Annotated in this window: 13 protein-coding genes; 11 read left to right on the forward strand and 2 right to left on the reverse strand. The window is 26.6% G+C overall.

Features of this window, described 5'->3' with window-relative positions; all coding sequences use genetic code 4:
- Positions 1-54 precede the first annotated feature (54 nt).
- The 10 genes from NV226_RS00080 (at position 55) to NV226_RS00125 (ending at position 14835) form a co-directional block, all read left to right on the forward strand.
- A complete protein-coding gene (locus NV226_RS00080; protein WP_258210881.1) occupies positions 55-798 on the forward strand; it encodes a phosphotransferase in 744 nt (247 codons plus the stop codon).
- A gap of 330 nt (positions 799-1128) precedes the next feature.
- Positions 1129-2481, forward strand: coding sequence for a BMP family ABC transporter substrate-binding protein (locus tag NV226_RS00085; RefSeq protein ID WP_258210882.1), 1353 nt, complete (start codon positions 1129-1131; stop codon positions 2479-2481).
- A 192-nt stretch (positions 2482-2673) separates the two neighbouring features.
- A complete protein-coding gene (locus NV226_RS00090; RefSeq protein WP_258210883.1) occupies positions 2674-4245 on the forward strand; it encodes an ABC transporter ATP-binding protein in 1572 nt (523 codons plus the stop codon).
- Positions 4238-5779, forward strand: a complete 1542-nt coding sequence (locus NV226_RS00095) for an ABC transporter permease (protein WP_258210884.1) — start codon at positions 4238-4240, stop codon at positions 5777-5779. The genes NV226_RS00090 and NV226_RS00095 overlap by 8 nt, the downstream gene beginning before the upstream one ends.
- A 1-nt stretch (position 5780) precedes the next feature.
- Positions 5781-6719 (forward strand): ABC transporter permease, encoded by a 939-nt coding sequence (locus tag NV226_RS00100; RefSeq protein ID WP_258210885.1) that lies wholly within the window; start codon positions 5781-5783, stop codon positions 6717-6719.
- A gap of 150 nt (positions 6720-6869) precedes the next feature.
- Positions 6870-8336: a lysine--tRNA ligase gene (gene lysS, locus NV226_RS00105; RefSeq protein WP_258210886.1), complete on the forward strand. Its 1467-nt coding sequence runs from the start codon at positions 6870-6872 to the stop codon at positions 8334-8336.
- A 13-nt stretch (positions 8337-8349) separates the two neighbouring features.
- Positions 8350-9168 (forward strand): HAD family hydrolase, encoded by an 819-nt coding sequence (locus NV226_RS00110; protein WP_258210887.1) that lies wholly within the window; start codon positions 8350-8352, stop codon positions 9166-9168.
- A 150-nt stretch (positions 9169-9318) separates the two neighbouring features.
- Positions 9319-10290: a hypothetical protein gene (locus tag NV226_RS00115; protein ID WP_258210888.1), complete on the forward strand. Its 972-nt coding sequence runs from the start codon at positions 9319-9321 to the stop codon at positions 10288-10290.
- Position 10291: 1 nt separating this feature from the next.
- Positions 10292-12301, forward strand: a complete 2010-nt coding sequence (locus NV226_RS00120) for a hypothetical protein (RefSeq protein ID WP_258210889.1) — start codon at positions 10292-10294, stop codon at positions 12299-12301.
- A gap of 584 nt (positions 12302-12885) precedes the next feature.
- Entirely contained in the window at positions 12886-14835 is a 1950-nt protein-coding gene (locus NV226_RS00125) for a hypothetical protein (RefSeq protein ID WP_258210890.1), read from the forward strand.
- A 41-nt stretch (positions 14836-14876) separates the two neighbouring features.
- Here NV226_RS00125 and NV226_RS00130 read toward each other — a convergent pair whose 3' ends face one another.
- Together NV226_RS00130 and NV226_RS00135 are read right to left on the reverse strand one after the other, a co-directional pair.
- The gene (locus NV226_RS00130; protein WP_258210891.1) at positions 14877-17813 is read right to left on the reverse strand and encodes an SMC hinge domain-related protein; all 2937 of its coding nucleotides are present in this window, start codon (positions 17811-17813) and stop codon (positions 14877-14879) included.
- Positions 17814-17904: 91 nt separating this feature from the next.
- A complete protein-coding gene (locus tag NV226_RS00135) occupies positions 17905-18582 on the reverse strand; it encodes a 16S rRNA (uracil(1498)-N(3))-methyltransferase (RefSeq protein WP_258210892.1) in 678 nt (225 codons plus the stop codon).
- A 237-nt stretch (positions 18583-18819) separates the two neighbouring features.
- On the opposite strand from NV226_RS00135, the gene NV226_RS00140 reads away from it, so the two are divergent.
- The gene (locus tag NV226_RS00140) at positions 18820-21471 is read left to right on the forward strand and encodes a hypothetical protein (RefSeq protein ID WP_258210893.1); all 2652 of its coding nucleotides are present in this window, start codon (positions 18820-18822) and stop codon (positions 21469-21471) included.
- Positions 21472-21561 lie beyond the last annotated feature (90 nt).

Consider the following 21561-nt stretch of genomic DNA (forward strand, 5'->3'; position numbering starts at 1 on the left):
AAAAAAAGGTTTTTTATTAATATTTTATAAAATATTTTGTAATAATTTAATGCTATGAAGACACAAATAAAAACTGGTCATACAAATATTTCATATCACAAAGATAATTTATTTATTCAAGAAAAAATTAAAAACCCTTTTAATCATAATATTGACTATTCTATTTTAGAAAAATTTGATTTTGTTCCAAAATTAATTTTTAATTCTCCTGCAGAAATTCATTGAGAATGGATTGAAGGAAAACAATTAGAAATTACTAATGACACCATCGTAAAAATGGCGCATTTGATGAAAACGATTCATAATTCTAAATTAGATTTTCCTGCATCCAATCATGCAGCTAGAGTCAAGGCTTATAGAAAAATATTGAATGAAAAAAATATAAATTTAGAAATTTTAAATAAATACTATAAAAAAATTAATTTAATTTTGAAAAACATGGATAAAAATACTCCATTACATAACGATTTATGAGATAGAAATATTTTAGTAGATAAAAATAACAAGATATGAATTGTGGATTGAGAATATGCAACAAAAGGAGATAAACATTTTGATTTAGCTTATTTTATTGAAAGTTGCAGATTAACAGACCAACAGGAAACCTTACTATTAAATGAATATGATGACTATGATTATGAATACATCATCCAGCAAAAAATATTTGTAAATTACTTAATTATTTTATGAATTTGAGCTCAAAAAATAAAACCCTTTGATGATAAAGAATTTCATGAAAAAATCGAATTTTTAGTTTTAGAATTGGAAAGATATAAAAAAAAATGAAATACTAAATAATTTTGAAAGCAGAAGCATTACACAATTGTTTTAGTTTAGATCTATATTAACAATTATTTTTATTTTTTGTTTCCTAAAACTAACTTAATGCTTATAATTTGTTTTGAAGTCGTTTTACATTAGAAATTGAACGCACTAATTATATTTTATTATGATATTTTTATGATGAATTTGTAAGAATTCATTATTTTGTATTTTTATTTTTCTTAGGTTTTTATAAAAATGTTAAAATTAATTTATATTGTTTTTAGGTTAATTTATTATTAACTAGGTGTTGTTACAATATATTGAAAAATATAAAAAAATAAAGAGAAGGAAAATAAAAAATATATGCTAGATAAAATTAAGAATAAAAAATCAAAGTTCCTATTATTTCCAGCCTTGGCTGTAACCTCAGTTGTGGGATTTGTAATTGTAGCTTGTGCGCCAGCCGAACAAGTTAAGGTTACCAATATCAATACATCATCTGAAAAATTTATACTGCCAGAAGATTTAACAGTTGATAAATTGCCAAAAATTGCAGTTATTACTGATAAAGGTCAAATTACAGACAGATCATTTAATCAATCAGTTTATGAAGCGGCTAACGAGATTAAAGCTCAAATTGAAGGATTAAAACCTGAATTTAAAGGCAAAGTAACAGTACAATCTCTTAAACCTGGTGAAGCTGGAGAATACGAAGATTTCCGTAGACAATATGATGTTGCATTAAGAGGAGGATTCAAGTATTGATTCTTACCAGGATTTGCTCATGCTGACTACATTGGTAGATTTTGAGCTGATAACAAACAAAAAATGGAAGAACTTGGTGTAATTATATTCACAATAGATAGTGCACCAGAAACTTCAACAAATGCAGCTACACCTGCTACACCAAAAGGATCAACAGTTTCATTTAACTTTAAAGTTCATGAAGCTGCATTTATTGCAGGATATGCTGCTGCTAAATATGTATCAGAAACATATGAGAAAAAAGAAGACAGAATTCTTGCAACTTTTGGTGGAGCAGATGCTCCTGGTGTAACTAATTTTAATAGAGGATATTTATCAGGTATTGCTGCATGAAATGATACTGTAGATAGTGACAAGAGAGTTAAAATGAATACAGAAAATATTCCTTTAAACTCAGGATTTAGTCCAAATCAAATAACTCCTGTAGCTAAAAACTCAATTATTGGTGGAGTAAAAATGATTCTTCCAGTAGCAGGACCAGGTACAAAAACTACAGCCGATATGATTAGACAAGAAAAACAAGATACACTTGTAATTGGTGTTGATGTCGATCAGTCAAAAGAAACAAAACAAAATACAGGGTTATTCTTTACTTCTATTGAAAAAAATATGGGTCAAGCTCTTTATGATGTATTTAGAGATATTTTTAATGGAAAAATTAAACCAGGAACTGAAAATACAACATTTAATAAAGGGTTAGCCGATAAGTGAGCAGTGCTTTCTGAACCTACTTTATCAGATGCTACTAAACAAGCACGTGCTAAAGCAGCAATTAAAGCTGCAGAAGATTTTTACAATGACGCAAAAAACAAAACAAAAATCGATGAGCTGTTAAAAAATAATGAAGATTTAGGATTCCAATTGCAAACTTATTTAAATAACTTAGCAAAACAAATTAATTCAAAATTTAATTCAACCGCTCCTGCAGAATCTACAACCGCTAAAGCTTAATTAATAAAAAATATGTACTAAACTTAAAATAAATTTTTTTAATCAATAATTTTTAAAAAATAATAAATTAAACAAAAAAATATAAACCCGATAGAAATCAAAATTGACTATTGGGTTTATATTTTTATATTTCTTTAATAAAAATAATTTATAATCTTTATTGTTAAAATTTAATTTATTCAAAGGGGTAATATGACGAATCAAATGGCTGTAGAATTTATTAATGTTACTAAAGAATTTGGAGAAATTAAAGCAAATGAAAAAATTTCTTTCAAAGTAAAAAAAGGCAATATCCATGCAATTATTGGAGAAAATGGAGCAGGCAAATCTACTTTAATGTCCATGCTTTTTGGATTATATGAAAGAGATTATGGTTCGATTTTTATAAATGGCAAAGAGATATATTTTAAAAATCCCTTTGAAGCTAATGAAGCTGGAATTGGAATGGTGCACCAACATTTTAAGCTTGTTGAAGTTTATACCAATTTACAAAATATTGTTTTAGGTTTTGAAACAGAAACTCAATTTAAAACTGTAAATTGAAAATTGGCTGAATTAAAAATTAAAAAACTTCAAGATAAATATAATTTGCATTTTGATTTAAAAGAAAAAACAGGTAATGCAACAGTTGCAACTCAGCAAAAAGTTGAGATCATGAAAATGCTTTACAAAAATGCAGATATTTTAATTTTTGATGAACCCACTGCTGTGTTAAATGATCACGAAATACAAGGTTTATTAAAAACTATGAAATTGTTTAAAAAGAATGGAAAAACAATTTTATTTATTTCTCATAAGTTAAATGAAATCAAACAAGTTTGTGATCAAGCAACAGTAATTAGATTAGGAAAAGTTGTTAAAAACTTCGATGATTTAAAAAATGTAGAAGTCAAAGAATTGGCACGAGCAATGGTTGGTCATGACATTGATATGCCTAAAAACTTTGATGAAGCTAAACGTGATAAATTAGTTTTAGAATTTCAAAATGTATCAGCAAAAGGTAATAAACAAGTAAAAAATATTAGTTTTAAATTACATGCAGGTGAAATTCTGGCAATTGCTGGTGTTGAAGGAAATGGTCAAGAAGAAATTGAATTTCTTGTTAGTGGAATGCTGAAACCTAAATCAGGAAAAATTTTAAGAACTACTTATGAAGATAAAACACCTAAAACTGTAGATATCACAAATTTTTCTGTAAAGCAAAAATGACAAAACAAAATTAATTATGTTCCTGGAGATCGACACAAATACGGATTAGTTTTAGATATGAATGTGATAGATAACTCAATCCTAAGAATGTTGTATCACAAAAAAACTTCTGTTTTTGGATTTATCAAAAATAAATTCAAAAATAATTTAAGTAACCAAATTCTTCAAGATTTTGACGTCAGAGGAGCTAGAGGTGGAATGTCTTTTGCTAGATCTCTTTCAGGAGGTAATCAACAAAAAACTATTGTAGGAAGAGAAATTACTAATGAACATGAAATATTATTAGTTGTGCAACCTACACGTGGCTTAGACGTTGGAGCGATTAACTTAATCCACCAAAAAATCATAGAACAAAGAAACAAAGGAACCGCAATCCTTTTAATTTCTTATGAGTTAGATGAAGTACTTTCACTTGCTGACTCTATTTTAGTAGTTAATAAAGGTGAAATAGTTGATTCAGGAAACAAAAAAGTTATTACTCGTGAATCAATTGGAATGATGATGGCAGGAACATACAAGAAAAAAGAAGTAAAAGGGGAGGAAATGCATGAATAAGCTAAATGTTTATTTTGATAAACTGTCATTTTTTTATAAAACAGACAAAAATGTTTCTTCACGAAGAAAACTTTATAACTCTTTATGAGCCGTGTTATTTTCCCTTATTCTTGCAGGAATTATTTTTCTTTTTGCAGGAGCAAACCCTTTTGCAATTTATGAAAAAATTCTGGAAGGCTCACTAAAATTTAGCTATCATTCATTTTTTATTTATTTTGCCATTTTTATTATTTCAGGTATTGCTGTTGGTATTGGATTTAAAGTAGGATTATTTAATATAGGTGTTTCTGGTCAAATGATGATCGGGGGAATAATCACTATAGCTTACTTACTTAAAAATGGTGCAACAATCACCAATATTATTATTTCTTTAATTTTAAGTGTTTTAGCAGGAAGTGTTTTAGCAATAATTGCAGGATTATTTAAAGCATTTTTAAATGTGCATGAGGTAGTTTCGACCATTTTAATAAACTGAATCATTGTTTATTTAGGTGTATGAGTTTTTAAAGATAAATTTGGAATGCAAAATACCTTAAATAATGGGTCAATTAATTTATCAAATGTTCCTGAATTTTTTACTACTTCTCACTTTTGACCTGTTGCTGTTGCAATTGCAATCACCATAGCACTTGTTTTATGGGTTATTTTATCAAGAACAACCTTAGGTTATAAAATCAAAATGACGGGAATGAATAAAAATGCTTCTAAATATGCAGGTGTTAATGAAAAAACTACAATTATTTGAACAATGGCTTTTTCAGGAGCTTTAGCAGGGCTAGCAGGATGAATTTATTTTGCAATTTTAAATCAATCTTATTTTTCAGGCAATAAAACACCATTAACAGAAGGATTTACAGGAATAGCAATTTCATTACTTGCACACAACTCACCTATTGGAAGTATTTTAAGTGGTTTTCTATTTGCTGTCATTCAGTCAGGTTCATCTTATGCTGTTACTGTATCAAATGGTTTATCAGCTGAAAATTTAACAATCATTTCGGGAATTATTTTATTTTTATCTTCAATTTCAGTTGTATTTTTAAAATGAAATCCTTTAAGTTTTTTGAGAAAATATCTTGTGCTTATTAATAAAAAAGAATTTTGATCAATTATTTCAATATATTTGAATAGCAAAAAGAATCTTTGATTATTTTTCTTTAAAGAAAAGAAAATAACCAAAACAAAACAAAAAGCATATAAAGCAGAATACAAGCGTATTAATAAAGAACTCCAAAATTTAATTGATTTTAAATATTTAAAATCCTTAGATGCAGATCAAAAAATCGAATATTATGAAGAAGCCGAAAGAAGAAAAAAACTCCTTAAAAACGAGTTAGAAGAAAAAGATTTTTATTTAATTAAGCAACTCGCAACCAAAAGAAAAATTGATATAAAAGAAGGACATAATAGATACAGAGAAAAATTAAATCTTATTTATGAAAAAGTTTTTCAAACAAACCAAGATTTTATCTTTGTATTTACACAAATATTTAAAAAGTTGTTTCAAAAAAATAATTCGAAGGAGATAAATTAATATGGAATTTATAACTGGTTTACTAGCTCCACTTGTAACTTTCTCTATTATTTTACTTTTAGCTGCGCTTTCAGGAATGCTAAGTGAAAGAGTTGGAATTATAAATATTGGGATTAATGGAGTAATGATTATAGGAGCTGTTTTTTACGCAGTATTTGCACACATTTTTAGAACTAGTTCTCCTTGAATGAATCTTATTATTTATCCATTATCAGCATTAATGGGAGTATTTTTTTCATGACTGCATGGGTATGCAACAATTAAATTAAAAGCTGATCATACAGTTTCAGGAATTGCAATTAATGTTTTAGCTTTAGCCATTGCTTTATTTTTATTAGGTGTTGTAGATCCACCATCAATTCAAATCGAATATTATCTAACAGAATTAGCTTGAAGCCCTTCAAATTTCAATCCTAGAAATATTATTTCATTAAAATTATTTTTAACAATCGCAATTGTTGCCGTTTTAATTTTTGTTTTAAATAAAACTAAATGAGGTTTAAGATTTAAAGCAATTGGTGAAAATCCACAAGCTGCCGATGTTGCCGGAATTAATGTTAATAAAATGAAATGAATTGGGCTTAGTCTTGCCGGGCTTTTAGCAGGTTTAGCAGGTGCCATTTATTCAGAAAAGATGTCTTCAGGAACATATAAAGGTGAAGTAGAAGGACTAGGTTTTCTTGCGCTTGCCATTATGATCATGGGACAATGAAAGACAGGATATATTATTATTTCAGGTATTGTTTTTGCCATTTTATATACAGTAGCTGTTGAACTAAATGCTTCATTGCTTGCTGCTCTATTACCAATAAAAAATACTGTAGGTGATTTATTACAAACAATACCATATATATTAACATTAATATTTTTATCCGCCTTTTCCAAAAAGAATCAGCCACCAAAAGCCGCGGGTTTGCCTTATGACAAATCATTACGATAATGTTTTTCTTAAAAACTCTTGTTCTATTCAAGAGTTTTTTTATTGTGAAATATATTTAATTAATTTAGTTCAAATTGTTTAATTTAGTTTTTTGGCTTTATTTGTTAAAATTATTTCTTGGAAAAGCAACATTATACAAAAGAGGTAATTATGATCGATCGAAAATTTAGCGAGCAAGAACTGGTAAGAAGAGATAAACTTGCTAAATATAAAGAAATGAATATCAATCCTTTTGCAGAAACTGAAAAAATTTCTGATAACTCAAAAACCATTTTAGAAAAATTCGATATTTTTTCTAAAGAAGAATTAATTCAAAAAAAAGCAGAAATTTCAGTAGCTGGAAGAATTATTACTTCTAGAGGTCCATTTATTATTATTCAAGATTTATATGGAAAATTACAACTATATTTTAATAAAAAAGAATATCCCAAATTGAATGAATTAGTAGAAACTTTTGATTTAGGTGATATTATTTTTGCTCGTGGTTTTGTAATGAAAACTAACACAGGACAAGTTAGTTTACATGTTGATGACATTAAACTTTTAACTAAATCTTTAAAACCCTTACCTGAAAAATATCACGGACTTGTAGATGTTGAAGAAAGATATCGCCGCCGCTATTTAGATTTACTTACTTCAGAAGAAAGTAAAAATATATTTATTAGTAGAACAAAAATAATTTCTTTTATAAGAAAATATTTTGATTCACAAGATTACCTAGAAGTAGATACTCCAGTTTTACAACCCATTTTAGGAGGAGCATCAGCTAAACCTTTTACAACACATCATAATGCATTAGATATGCCTTTTTACTTAAGAATAGCAACAGAACTACCATTGAAAAAATTACTTGTAGGTGGATTAGAAAAAGTTTATGAAATTGGTAGAATTTTTAGAAACGAAGGAGTAGATACAACTCACAACCCGGAATTTACATCTATTGAATTTTATGAAGCATATTCAAATCTTGAAAGTATGGTGCAACAAACAGAAAATTTAATTAAAAGTTTGGCACATTACTTAAACAAAACAGAAATCGAATATGACAACAAAACAATTTATTTGAATAAACCTTTTGCAAGAATTAATATGGTGGAAGCAACCTCAAAAGCTGTAGGTGTAGATTTAAAAGAGATAAGTTTAGTAGATGCTAAAAAAATTGCTCAAAAACATAATATTAAAGTAGAAAAATATTTCACAGTTGGCCACATTATTAATGAATTATTTGAAGAATTAATTGAAAAAACATTAATTCAACCAACATTTGTTTATGGGCATCCTATTGAAATTTCTCCTTTAGCTAAAAATAATTCTTTAGATGCTAGATTTACAGATAGAGCAGAATTGTTTATTAATACTAAAGAATATGCCAACATGTTTACAGAACTAAATGATCCCATTGATCAATTAAAGAGATTTGAAGATCAATTAAAAGAACGTGAATCAGGAAATGATGAAGCTAGTGAAATCGATTTAGATTTTATTGAAGCATTAGAATATGGAATGCCACCTGCAGGTGGATGTGGAATCGGAATTGACCGTCTTGTAATGTTATTTACACAGAAAATGTCAATTCGGGAAGTATTGCTATTTCCTCATTTAAAAAACAAAAAATAAAGGATTTTAATTAATGGCTAAATTATTTACTTTTGACTTAGATGGAACGCTTTTAAACAGTAAAAGTCAAATTCCACAAGCAACTATTAATGCGATATTAGAATTAAAAAAAGAAGGCAATTACTTTGCATTAGCAACAGGTAGAGGTCTAATTTCAATTAAACCTATTTTAGAACAATTTTCTGATTTTGATTTTGCTATTTGCAATAATGGGGTTATTGTTAAAAATTTAAAAACTAATGAAGTAAGTGTTAATTCTCATTTAGACAATGAACTTTTAGACATAATTTGAGAAGAATCACAAAAAACTCAATCATTTTTAACAATTAGTACAGATCAAAATGTTTATACAATTAAACCAGAGTCTGAAATGACTTGATTAATGTCGCAAGAAGAAATGGATTTAAAAATTGGTAGAGAATCTAACATTGAAAAAGTTAAAGAACAATTAAATAAAAAAGAAAAAATAACTCAATTAGCTTTGCGTAATTCTGAAGAAGTTATTACAGAAATTTTTCAAAGAAATAAAAGTACTTTAGGTAAAAAGTATGCAACTTTTCAAACAAACAGAATTTTTTATGACATTAACCCTTTAGGGAGTGATAAAGTAAATGGATTAAAAAAAGTTGCACAAATTTTAAATATCAAACCTGAAAATCTTGTAACTTTTGGTGATTCAGGTAATGATATAGAGATGTTATCATATTCAAAATATGGTATAGCAATGGGAAATTCTACAGAAGAAATTAAAAAAATTGCTTATGAAGTAATTGGTGATCATAATACAAATACACTAGCAGAAACACTTCTTAGATTTAAAAATAGTAAATAGAATGCATGAAAGTGCATTTTATTTTTATTTTTTTAAAAATATAAAAGTTGATGTTTTACAGGGTTTTACTTGCTTTTTTTGGTAATGTGTTATAATTTCATTATTATTTTTGTTCTTAAAACAAAAATTTTGTAGAAAGTAAAACAAATATTGATAAAAAATACAAATATTAATTCATTTAAAAAAAGATTCAAAAAAGTAACACTAAGTTTTATCACTGTTTTATCTTTGCCATTAGTATTTATTTCTTGTTCAACCCCCACACAAGATAAAAAAACTGTAGATGGCAATGATGGTTCTTACATCCCCCCTGAAGATACTAAACCCACTACACAACTTTCAGAAAATCGAATATATGCTTCTGTAGGTCTTGAAGGTATAAATTTATTATTAATGAATTTATTCCACCGTGTTGATCGACAATTTACAGGTGAAAAAAACAAGGACCATTTACAAAATGAAAATTATTTTTTAAATACATTGTTAAAATCAGACTTTAGCGTTAACTTATATAATGAAACTAAAACTGTTGGTGAAACAAATTTAGAGACAGAAAAAGCTATTAAGCAGTTAATAGAAAAGTGAAGTTCCAAAACTACAGAATGGTTTAATATTCTACATAAAGCCGGACAAAAAGTTTGGGGAGAAACATATAGTTTAATTAATAATTACAATCTAATTCACGGATTAATTCATGAACTAGAAAGACATAGTCTAGGAAGTAATGGTTATAAGCAAACTGTAGATTTTTTTAATAGTAGTTTTCAAGACTTATTAAAACTAACTAATGAATTAGATACTATTTTAAAAGAAAATAATTTTTTAACAGATTTTCAAAATTTTATAAAAGAAGTTGAAGATACATATAAAAAAATAGCAAATAAAACATCTAAAACAAATTTAGAACAAAAATTTACAGATTTTTACAATTCATTTGAAAACATTATTTATTCTAGAAATACAGCATCAGCTAAAGGAATAAGTGAAAACATATTTTCAAGATTTTTAGAATATCATAAAGAAATAAAAATGCAAATCACAGAAACAGACGCTATTTTTAAAATAACTAGCAATCACTCAAAATGACATAGCGGATATAGAGAAGACATAGGAGAGAAATAAAGTGAAAAAATCATTATTTAAAAATATATTAAAAGCATCAGCTGTAGTAGGAGTTCCACTAGCAACAGTTGTAGCTTGTGCGCCAGCAACAACAACTCAGCAGCAATCACCTGTAAATTACAAATTGACAAATAATTTAGTAGATTTATATGACAATATTGCAGAAGCTGGGAGATATTTAAATCCAAATTATAATGGAGCAGTTCTTGAAATACAAAAATCAAAAATGGATGAAAATGTCACAGCATCAAATTTTTTAGGAAAATATTTAACTGAACAGACAAAATTACTAAATGAGAGAAAAGCTCTTAATATTGCAGGCGATTCAACAAATACAAACTTTAAAGCTTTCGAAGAAATCATCGGACTTTTAAATGGAATAAAAACACCATTTTTAGAAACATTATCTAAAATCACACCGCTTGTTCTTTCAAAAGATAATAGTGGTATTGAAAATTTCTATAGAAATGTTTTAGAAGATGGATTTCACTCTTTCATGAGAGTAACTTTTGCATTAAGAAATAAACCAGAAGATGCTGATCTGAAAAAACAATTAGAAGATGTTAGAAAAGATTTAAATGGAAAATATAATGAAGCTAAAGCAAAATTAGAACAAATTGCCGCAGCAATAACAAATGATTTTTCAACTGAACTTTCAAACATTAAAACAAAACTTGATGGAATTACAATTCCTGAACATTTAGCAGATGAAGAATTTTATTTATCTTCACTAAGATTTATAAAAGAAGAATTTAATAATGCAATTTTCTTCAATAAAGTTGGACCAAATGCAGGTAAATCTTCTTTAAAAAATATTAAAGCAAGTGCAACTAGTTTAATTGAATTTTTCAAAGATTCAGATCCAGCACAAAAACTTATGAATGAAAATAAACATTCACACAGCTCAAATCCAGAACATGAATCACATGCTTCAATGGACAGAGAATTTTTAAGAATTATTAGAGATATGAGACTTTTAAATCTTGAAAAATCTATTCCTAATTATGAAATTATGATTAATTTACCAACATTTGAGAGAAGCCAAACATTACAAGGTTTATTTAGTCAATTTCAAGATCTAAAAAAAATAGCACAAGAAGAAAAACAAAAAAATACTGACAATGCAGCACACAAAGCTATTGAAGAATTTTTAACTAAAAATGAAAGTTCATTTGAAAAAATAGTAAATGTTTTAGCTGAATTATATTCTATAATTTTTAGTAATCATCCTCCAAGAGGATATAACGTTCCTTGAAATACATTTTTATATAATGCACAATTTATCCACTTCTCTGCAAAATTTGAACTTTCATTAAATAATAAAAAAGATGCTAATGAAAAATACAAAGATATATTTGAAAAAATTGCAAAAGTTAAAAATGGTGCAACTAAGAATTTAACAGAATCATTTGCTGAATTAAAAGTAGAATTACCAAAAGCAATGGCAGTTGTAAATGCACAATTTGAAACAGAATATGAAACATTCAAAAATACATTAAATAAAGTAAATGTAAGTGAAGTTTCAAATGATAAATTATCAATCGCATTTAATAATTTTAAAAAAGATCTATTAACAGATAATTTATTTAAATCTGCTATAAGTGCAAAAGAAGGAATGCAAAAAATGCTAAATTATGTAAATAATGTTACAGTAAATCAAGCATTTGAACAACTTGCAAGTGATCGAAGAGTTCATAGAGATATTGAAAAACTTTGAACAGAGAATGTAAAACTTTTAGATTCAATCATAGACTTCTTTGAAGCTCAAGAACACGACCATCACCACGACCATCACCACGATCATCACCACGATCATCACCACGATCATCACCACGATCACAGTCACGATCACAGTCACGATCACAGTCACGATCACAGTCACGATCACAGTCATGATCACAGTCATGATCACAAAGAAACAACCAAACCCGCTACAGAAAATGGAAACCACGACCATGACCACGACCACAGCCATACAGAAGCTCCTAAAACAGAAACACACGCTCACTAATAATACAAATAAATATTCAAAAATGGTAAAAGCCATTTTTTTTATTATTTTTTATGTAAAAAGTAACTTTTTTTTTATTTTTTTATAGATTATTTTGAACTATTTTAGTATAATTTTTAATTATTTTTACTTTAGAAAATATAAAGTAAAAATTTTGTAGAAAGTATAAGGTATATTAGAAAAAACAAAGGGTCTTACAAAAATAACCTTTTTTATACAACTTTATCTTTAAAATTAATAATTTCCCCCTCAATAATTAATTTTTTTAAAATAGTCTAATAGTTTAATTAAGTTAGGCTTTTATTCAAGTAAATTAAAAACAAACAACACCAAAATTAAAAATATTATATTTCCTTCAAAAGCTTGAATATTTTTTATAAAAATTTTTAAAAAAACAACTTTATAAATTAAATTCCTTTTTTAATTAGTTATATAAAGATAATTTTGTATATTTAACATTACATTGAACTTTAGTACAACAAAGAAAAATTTTATCTTTTAAAAATTATTTCAAAAGATAAAATTTTTGTATTCATAAAAACTTTTTAATTATAAATAACAATATAGAAAAGGAGATTTAAAAATTGAAAAAAAAGATTATTAAAAATATATTAATATCTTCATTTATGATGGGCGCACCATTAGCAATGTTTGTAGCTTGTGCACCATCAACAACCACATCAGAAACAGCAAACGCTTCGCAAAAATCTTCAGAAGTAAGTGCTTTAAGTTATAAATATCCAGAAAATATTTATGATTTTAACGATAACTTAACAGACGCAGCTAGATATTTAAACTACCACGATTATAATGGAATAGCTAAAAGAGTTGCAGCCAAAAAAATAGATGCTAAAACTATAGTTACGTACTTTTTAGGTGAGTATTTAGATGAACAAACAAAATTATCAAGCGAAAGAAAAGAACTAAAAATTGCTGAAGATGCTAAAAATCATCAATTAAATACTTTCCACTCAATTGTAGAAAAATTAAATAATATTAAAAAACCTTTTTTAGAATCACTATCTAAAGTTAATAAACTTATTTTTTCTAATGATGATAGTGGGATTGAAAACTTTTACAAAAAAACTTTAGATAGTCAATTTCACCTTTTAATGAGTCAAAATGCTTTTGCTCAAAACAAAAAGGATGATGCAGCTATTCAAGATCTATTTAAACAAGCTAAAAAAGAAATGAACGATAAGTACAAAATCGCAAAAGATAAAGTACAAGCTTTAAAAGACGCTATAACAAATGATTTTAATAATGAATTAAAAGAAGTAAAAAACCTTGTAAATAGTTTAACCATCCCAAATGAAGCTGAAAGTGAAGAATTTTATATTACAGCTTTAAGATTTATTAGAGATGAATTTAAAACACCAATTTTCTTTGTCAAAGCTGGTGCCAATGCAGGTGAATCAACTTTAAAAAATATCAAAGATAGAGCAGAAGAATTAATTAAATTTTTTCAATCTGAAGATCCAGCACAAAAACTTTTAGATGAGAGAAAACATTCACATAATCCTGACCCAGAACATGAATCACATGCTTCAATGGACAGAGAATTTTTAAGAATTATTAGAGATGCTGAGCAATTGAATTTAGATAAAACTATTGAATATTTTGATATTTTATCAAATTTACCTTCATATAATGAAGAAGAAACTTTAACAGAACTAAGGCCTTTATATAAAGTTATCGAATTTGTTTTTGAAACTGCAAAAGAAAAAGAACTTGCTGGTTATAATAGTGATATTTATAAACAAATTTTAGATTTCTTAGAAAAAAATAAAGAAGATTTAACAGAGTTCTTCAATACTTTAGTTAAGTTAAATGATTTAATTTTTGCTGAAGAATATACATCAACCGGTTATAAAACACACTGATATAAATTCATAAATAATGTTGAATATATTCAATGACTGGATAAGTTTGAAAACAGATTGAATAAATCACCTCAAGCTCAAAACAAACAAACAGTTTTATTAAATTACATTAAGCAAGGTAAAGAACAAGCTAACATTAATTTAAATCAGGAAATGATTCAAATTAAAAATTTATTGCCTGAAGCCATAGATTTAGTTAATGATAATTTCAAAGCTAAATATCAAAAAATAAAAAGTGAATTAGACAAAATTAAAGTAACAGCTGCTTCACCCGATTCATTATTACTAGTATTTAATAAATTTAAAACTAATTTATTAAAAGGTAATTTATATAATTCTGCCTTAGAAGCCAAAGCAGAAATGGAAAAATTACTAGATTATATAAATAAAACTTCAATTAATAGCGTATTCTTTAATGCTGTAATCGATCCTAAAAACCAGAGAATTTTAAATGATTTATTCTATATCAACGAAGCAACTTTATACTTTGTATTAGATAATTTAAAAATTGATATTCCTTATGATGAAAACGCAAAGCATGATCCATTTTATAATCATGATTGAGATACAAACAAAATTGTTCCAAGTAACCAAACTGATAAGAAATCAGAAGAACGTCCTTTTGAAACTGGATCACATCCTCATCATTAAAAAAATAATTAAAAATTTGACCTTATTTCTAGGTCAAATTTTTAATTTTCCATTCGTTCAATTAATTGTTTTGCTTTTGCTAGTTCTACACTAAAAAAAGAAGTAACTCCCCTTTTTTGCATTGTAGCTCCAAATAGATGATCGACACGGGCCATAGTACCATGACGATGAGTAATAACCACAAATTGAGTAGAATTTTTTAATCTTTGTAAAAATTCTGCATAACGCACAACATTAGCTTCATCAAGTGCAGCTTCCACTTCATCTAAAATACATAGAGGAATAGGTTTAGCTTTAATGATAGAAAATAATAAAGAAATAGCGATTAAAGCTTTTTCTCCACCGGAGAAAAGTCTTAAATTTTTAATTGATTTTCCTGGTGGTTGAGCCACAATATCAATACCACTGTCTAAAATATTGGAAGGATCTGTATATTTAATTTGGCCTAAACCACCACCAAACATTTTTTGGAAAACATTTGAAAACTCTTTATTAACTAAAGTGAATGTTTCACTAATTTTTTTAACAATGATTTTATCAATTTCAGCAATAGCACCTAGAATAATATTTTTAGCTTTTTCTAATTCTTCCTGTGAAGCTTTTGTAATATTATATCTTTGTTCAATTTCTTTGAAACTTTCAATTGAATCTAAATTTACATGACCTAAAGCATCAATTTCTGTAATTAATTGTTGGACAATTTCACGAGATTTTTCCAAATCTAAATCTTGGTTTGTATAGTTTTCTTTAGCATATTCTAAAGTCATTTTATAGTGAACTGATAGTCTTTTTTGACTATTATTCAATAAAAACTCTGCTTTAGATTTTTCAGCTAATTTAACACTAAAGGAATTATTTAATTCTCTTTGTGTTTTTTGTAAGTCATTTTTTTCACCTAAAAGTTTTTGGAGTTCTTCATTAATGATTCTAATTTTTTCACGTTTTGAACGAATTTCTGCAGTTAAGAAGTTTTTTTCTAATTCAAGATCTTTTTCATGCATTAAATCATTTTTTAAATTAGTAATATCTAAAATTTCTTTTGTTGCTGCTTCATATCTAGTTTTTAAAGAATAAAAACTATTATTAGCGGTATTTATTTTTTCTCTAGTAATAATTAAGTTAGATTTAAGTTCATTATTTAAAACAATTAAATCATTTTTAGTATTTTCTAGATCTCAAATATTTTCAGCTAATGTTTTTTTCTCAGCTTCCAGTTGTGGAATAGAATTATGAAGCTGTTCAATTTGCTTATCAATGTTATTAAAATTGTCATCTTCTTGTTTTTGACCACCTGATATAATTCCGCCTACACGAATTATATCGCCGTCTAAACTTACTGTCATATAACGAGAGTTCATAAGTTTAAAAATTTCATTAGCATTTTCAACAGAATCACAAACTAAAATATTTCCTAATAAAAATCTTTTTAGAACTAAAAATTCTGGTTTTACATTGATTAAATCACTAGCAACACCTAAAAAACCTTTTTGGTTTTTTAAAATAAAATCATGTTCTTCTCTTATAAATTTAGGTTTAATGCTACTTAGAGGTACAAATGTTGCCTTACCTGCATTATTTCTTTTTAAAAAATTGATTGCATCAATAGCTGTTTCGGGCGTATCTACAACAATATTTTGTACTGTATTACCTAAAATATTATCCATCACTCTTGAATACTTAGTTTCAGGCTGAATAATATCTCAAACTAAACCTTTGTAACCTTTAAATAAATGAGAATTATCAACAATGGCTTTAGAACCTTTGAATAAGTGTGTTTTCTTTTCTTTATTTTCTTTTAAAAAAGAAATACGTGCTTTAATGTTATTAATTTTGTAAACTAAATTATTTTCTTGTAACTTATATGCAGAAATTTCTTTATTATTAAAATTAATTTTTTGGTGATTATTTTCTATTTTTTCTTCAGTTTCTTTTTCTAAATTTTGATACTGATAAATCACTTTACCTAATTCATCAATTTGTTGTTTAATAGCTTTAGTTTTTTCTTCAGAAGACGCTACAATTTCACCACTAATAATCATTTGAAGTCTTTGATTTTCTTTAACCTTAGTAATTTCTACTAATTTAATTTTTTCAGAAATATTTTCTAGTTTTACAGAAAGATCGTTCAATTCTTTTTCAACTTCATTTTTATTTTTAGAACTTTGATTTAATGATAAATCAATTTCATCAATTCTGCTTTCCAAACCGGTGTTAGCTTGTTCTACACCACTTAATTCCAATCTTAGTGATTCTAATTGTTCAGAATATTTAGTAATATCATGGACTAGTAAGTTGACTTCAATATTTTTTAATTTTTCTGTTTTTTCCAGAAATAATAAAGCTTTTTCCGCTTGTTTTTTTAATGGTTGTAATTGTTTGTTTAATTCATTAACAACCAAAGTAATTTTTTCTAAAGATTCATCGGTTTTTTCTAATTTTTTTAAAGTTTCATTTTTTTTCAATTTATATTTAGATGTTCCAGCAGCGTCTTCTAAAATTGCACGGCAATATTCAGAAGAAGCTTCGGCTATAGAAGAAATAGTTCCTTGTGAAATAATAGCTAAAGAGGATTTTGAAATACCAGATTCCACTGCTATTTGTTTAATATCTTTTTGTTTTGCTAATTCACCATTAATATAATATTCGTTGTTTCCTTTATTTCTATAAAGAACTCTGGAAATAGTAAATATTTTGTGAGGTGTTGAAACTAGGTTTTCTGAATTATCAAAAGTTAAAATAACCTCTGCTTTATCTAAAGGTGCAACAGTTTTAGAACCTGCAAAAATAACATCAGACATTGAATCACCACGAAGTGCTTTAGATGATTGTTCTCCTAAAACTCAACGAATAGCATCATTAATATTAGATTTTCCAGAACCATTTGGACCCACAATCCCGACAACTCCACCATCAAAATTCAATGTAACTTTATCTGCAAAAGATTTAAAACCGTGAGCTTCAATTTTTATTAATTTCATGTCATCCTTTTGAATTTAAAATTATTTTTAAATTATATTTTAAAAAAGAAAAAATCCTTATTTTATAAAATGAGATTTTATATCAAATAAATTATTCTTCTTTTTCAAAGATCTTAGAAAGCAAATAAATTGCTGCAGTTTCTGCTCTTAGAATTCTTTTACCTAAAGAAACAACTTGAAATCCTTTTTTTTCTGACTTTGAAATTTCTTCATCAGAAAAACCACCCTCAGGCCCAACTAAAAAAATAGAATCGGTAGGATAATCAATTTTTTGTTGATTTGTAGATATTTTTTCATGAGCAATAAATTTATTTGTAATATTTAAATTTATTACATCATCAAATTTTGTTGGATGATGAATTTGCATTGTTTTATTTCTAAAAGATTGTTCTGCAGCGCCCAAAGCGATTGTTTGTCATCTTTCAAGTTTATTTTCTATTTTACTAATATTTTTTAGTTCACAGTATTGACTAATTACAGGGATAAAATCTGTAACACCCAATTCAGTAGCTTTTTGAATTAATCATTCATATCTTTTAATATTAATAATCGCAGCAGCTAAATAAATTTTATTTTTAAATTCATGATTTGAATCCAATTTATATTTAATTTTAGCTAAATTATTTTCTAAACTACATACATAAAATTCTTGAGAAAAAACACAAATAAAATCTTTATTTTGGATTCTTGCGACTTTGATGTGTTGTAAGATTTTTTGATCTAATAAAAAATAATCTTTTTCTTTTTTATTAACAAAAAAACGCATCATAATTACCTCATTTCTGAATTAGAAAAAATTATATTATATTTATTATTCAATTTATTTTTAATTACATAATTAAGAAACAACAAAAAACAGAATAACAAACATAGTATAGATTTGTGAATAATCGAGCAAAAAATGTTTAAAAAAATAATTTTTAGTACTGAAAAATGCTTTTTTTTTTTTTTTTGATTTTGTGGTTAAAATTTATAAAAATGAATTTTTTTAATTAAGAAAGATACTATGAAAAAATTTAAATTTTCTTTAAAATGACTAGCAGTTTCATCAGTGATTTCTTCATTGGTTTTTATTGCATGTTCACCTATTAGAAATCAAATATATGATCAGCCTGTGATAAATCCTAATAATGATAGTTCAAAAGAAATTTCACCAAATAATAACCAAAATATATCTCAATCAACTAATCCTGCAACTCTGCCTAATTCAAACTCCGAAACAATGGACCATGGAGTAACTTCTCAATCTAACTCAGAATCTAAAAAACCAGAAACTTCTCAAGCATCTCCAGCTCAACCACCAGTTCAACCACCAGTTCAACCACCAGCTCAACCTGAAACTGAAAAATCAGTTTTTGATTCTGGTCAAATATCAAATAGTAATAAATCAGAAGTATCTTCACAACCAAATACAAGCGATGAAACCCCGTCATCAACCCCGTCATCAACCCCGTCATCAACCCCGTCATCAACCCCGTCATCAACCCCGTCATCAACCCCGTCATCTCCACCTAAAAATGAACCACAACCACAACCAGAACCTAGTTTAACAAAAAGCGAATTTGAAAACCCTAAGTATAATGAAGTTGCTAGTTATCATTATGATAATAATGAAGTACTAAGGAAATACACTGATGTTAAACCAAGCATTAGTTATAAAAACAGAACAGAAGCCCAAGTTTTTAATTCTAATTTTGCTTTAGCTAATAAATATCATGGTTTTTGAAACCAAAACTTTACTGTACGTAAAGATGATGATACTGATGGTAAATATTTAAAACAATATAGACTACATTTTTTATTAAGAGATCGAAATTGACAGTTTGATGCTAAAAATCAAACTTTTAGTTTTTTATTAAAAAATGAAGTTATTAACAACATTAAAAATTCTGACAACACCGCTAGTGATATTAAATTATGACTATATTTAGATGTCAGAAGCAAAGAATTAGATAATTTTAGATATAACTCAGTTATTAATTTTGAAGATTTTAGCAAATTCCAAGAAAAATGATTTAGATGAACAGAACATAAAAATCAATATTTAAAAATGATTTATTATGGTGTAGGTTTTGAAATTCCGCTAGCCAAAATTAATAATACACTAACAATCCAAAACGATCGTTATTTTAATTTGGTTATTAATAAAACTAGTCAAGGTTATGAATTTAAAATTGTGAAAAAACCTAATTTTAATAAAACACTGACTAATAATTATGCTGATGCTATAAAAAATGATGCAGTTTTTATTAATACTTTAAACAATTTTTTCAACATTTCTTTTTTATCAGATAACGAGCAAAATCAAACTTTTGGTCAATACATTCTACCAACTAAGTTAAAAGAAAGAAAAACAGATATTGAAAAATTATTTGCTAATTATAGAAGAGATCAAAATGCTAGTAATTATGTAACTGCTTATGATCCTGATAATCCTTATGCAATTAGTACTAATGCTTTTGATACTTCCAATAATGAATATGCTAAAACTAAAGATAATTATCAAAGTCGTACAAAAAGCAATAATTATATTCCCGATTTGGAAATAGTTTATAAATATAACGATTTTGATCTAGCAAATGAAATGCGCATTAGAGCTTTAACAATTTCACCTGGGACTTGAAATATGATTGCTAAAGTTAATCCAGATGATGAAAAAGATCAACTATATTATGTTGTTACTAATAAACACGTTTCAAATACTACCATTAAAGGATCGCAAGATATTTTTAGAAAACTAGGTTCACAACATTATCTAGATTCTTATAAATTAATTTCTTCAAATATACAAAGACCAAGTGGATGAAATAAATATTATGATAATGGTCAAGATTCTATGAGTGCCTCAAAAGGTGAACTACTTGGTATTAAAGAATATTATCGCGGTACTAACAATAATGGAATTAGTTACGATATGAAAAATGATTATTTCTTTCCTGCCAAAAGAATTAGATATTACGATGGAAGCTTGAAAATAATTAATAATAGACACCCTGATATTGTTTTTGCTATATTAGATTTAAGTGTTCTAAAAAAACGAGTTAATGAAGTAATAAGCGAACAAAAGAAAAATATAAGGATGACAGGTAGAAACAAATTAAGTGATAGTGAAAAACAAGAAGCAGAATTAATTGTGGCCAACCATGAATCTGTATTAAAAGATCTTGAACAGTGGCCAAAACTAAAACCTTTGAAAATTTCACATGCTTATAAAAATTTATTTGCATTTGACAATACATATTTAACTGATTTTATTTCAGCCACTTATGCTGGTAATTCTTTTAGTACATTAAAAATTAATAAAATAAAAGTAACTAGTCATTCATCAGATTCAGGTAATTTTAACATAAGTTTTAAAAAATCTGATTTAGAGCCAAAAGAGTTAGTTAGACAATTTGCCGCTAGCGGTTCTAGTGGTTCACTAGTTGTTGATAGTGATCGTAATTTAATAGGGTTAATTCACGAAGGTAATAGTAGTGAAACTAACATAGTACCATTTATTACCAGTCATTATGATTTGCTGGGTAATACTAGTTTTACTTTTGATAATGGTACCAAAAACGACACATCACTTTTACACTATGCAAATATGATGAAAGAAAAAGAACCAAACAAATGATCTCTTAATATTTTTAATTTTGACACCAAAATTAAATAATTATTGACAACTAATAAGTTAACTCATAATTACTAAAAAAATAAATATAATTTTATTTAAAACTTCTACAATGACAGAACATGTTGTAGA

It is taken from the genome of Mycoplasma iguanae, assembly GCF_024722375.1.
Classification (GTDB): domain Bacteria; phylum Bacillota_I; class Bacilli_A; order Mycoplasmatales; family Metamycoplasmataceae; genus Mycoplasma_M; species Mycoplasma_M iguanae.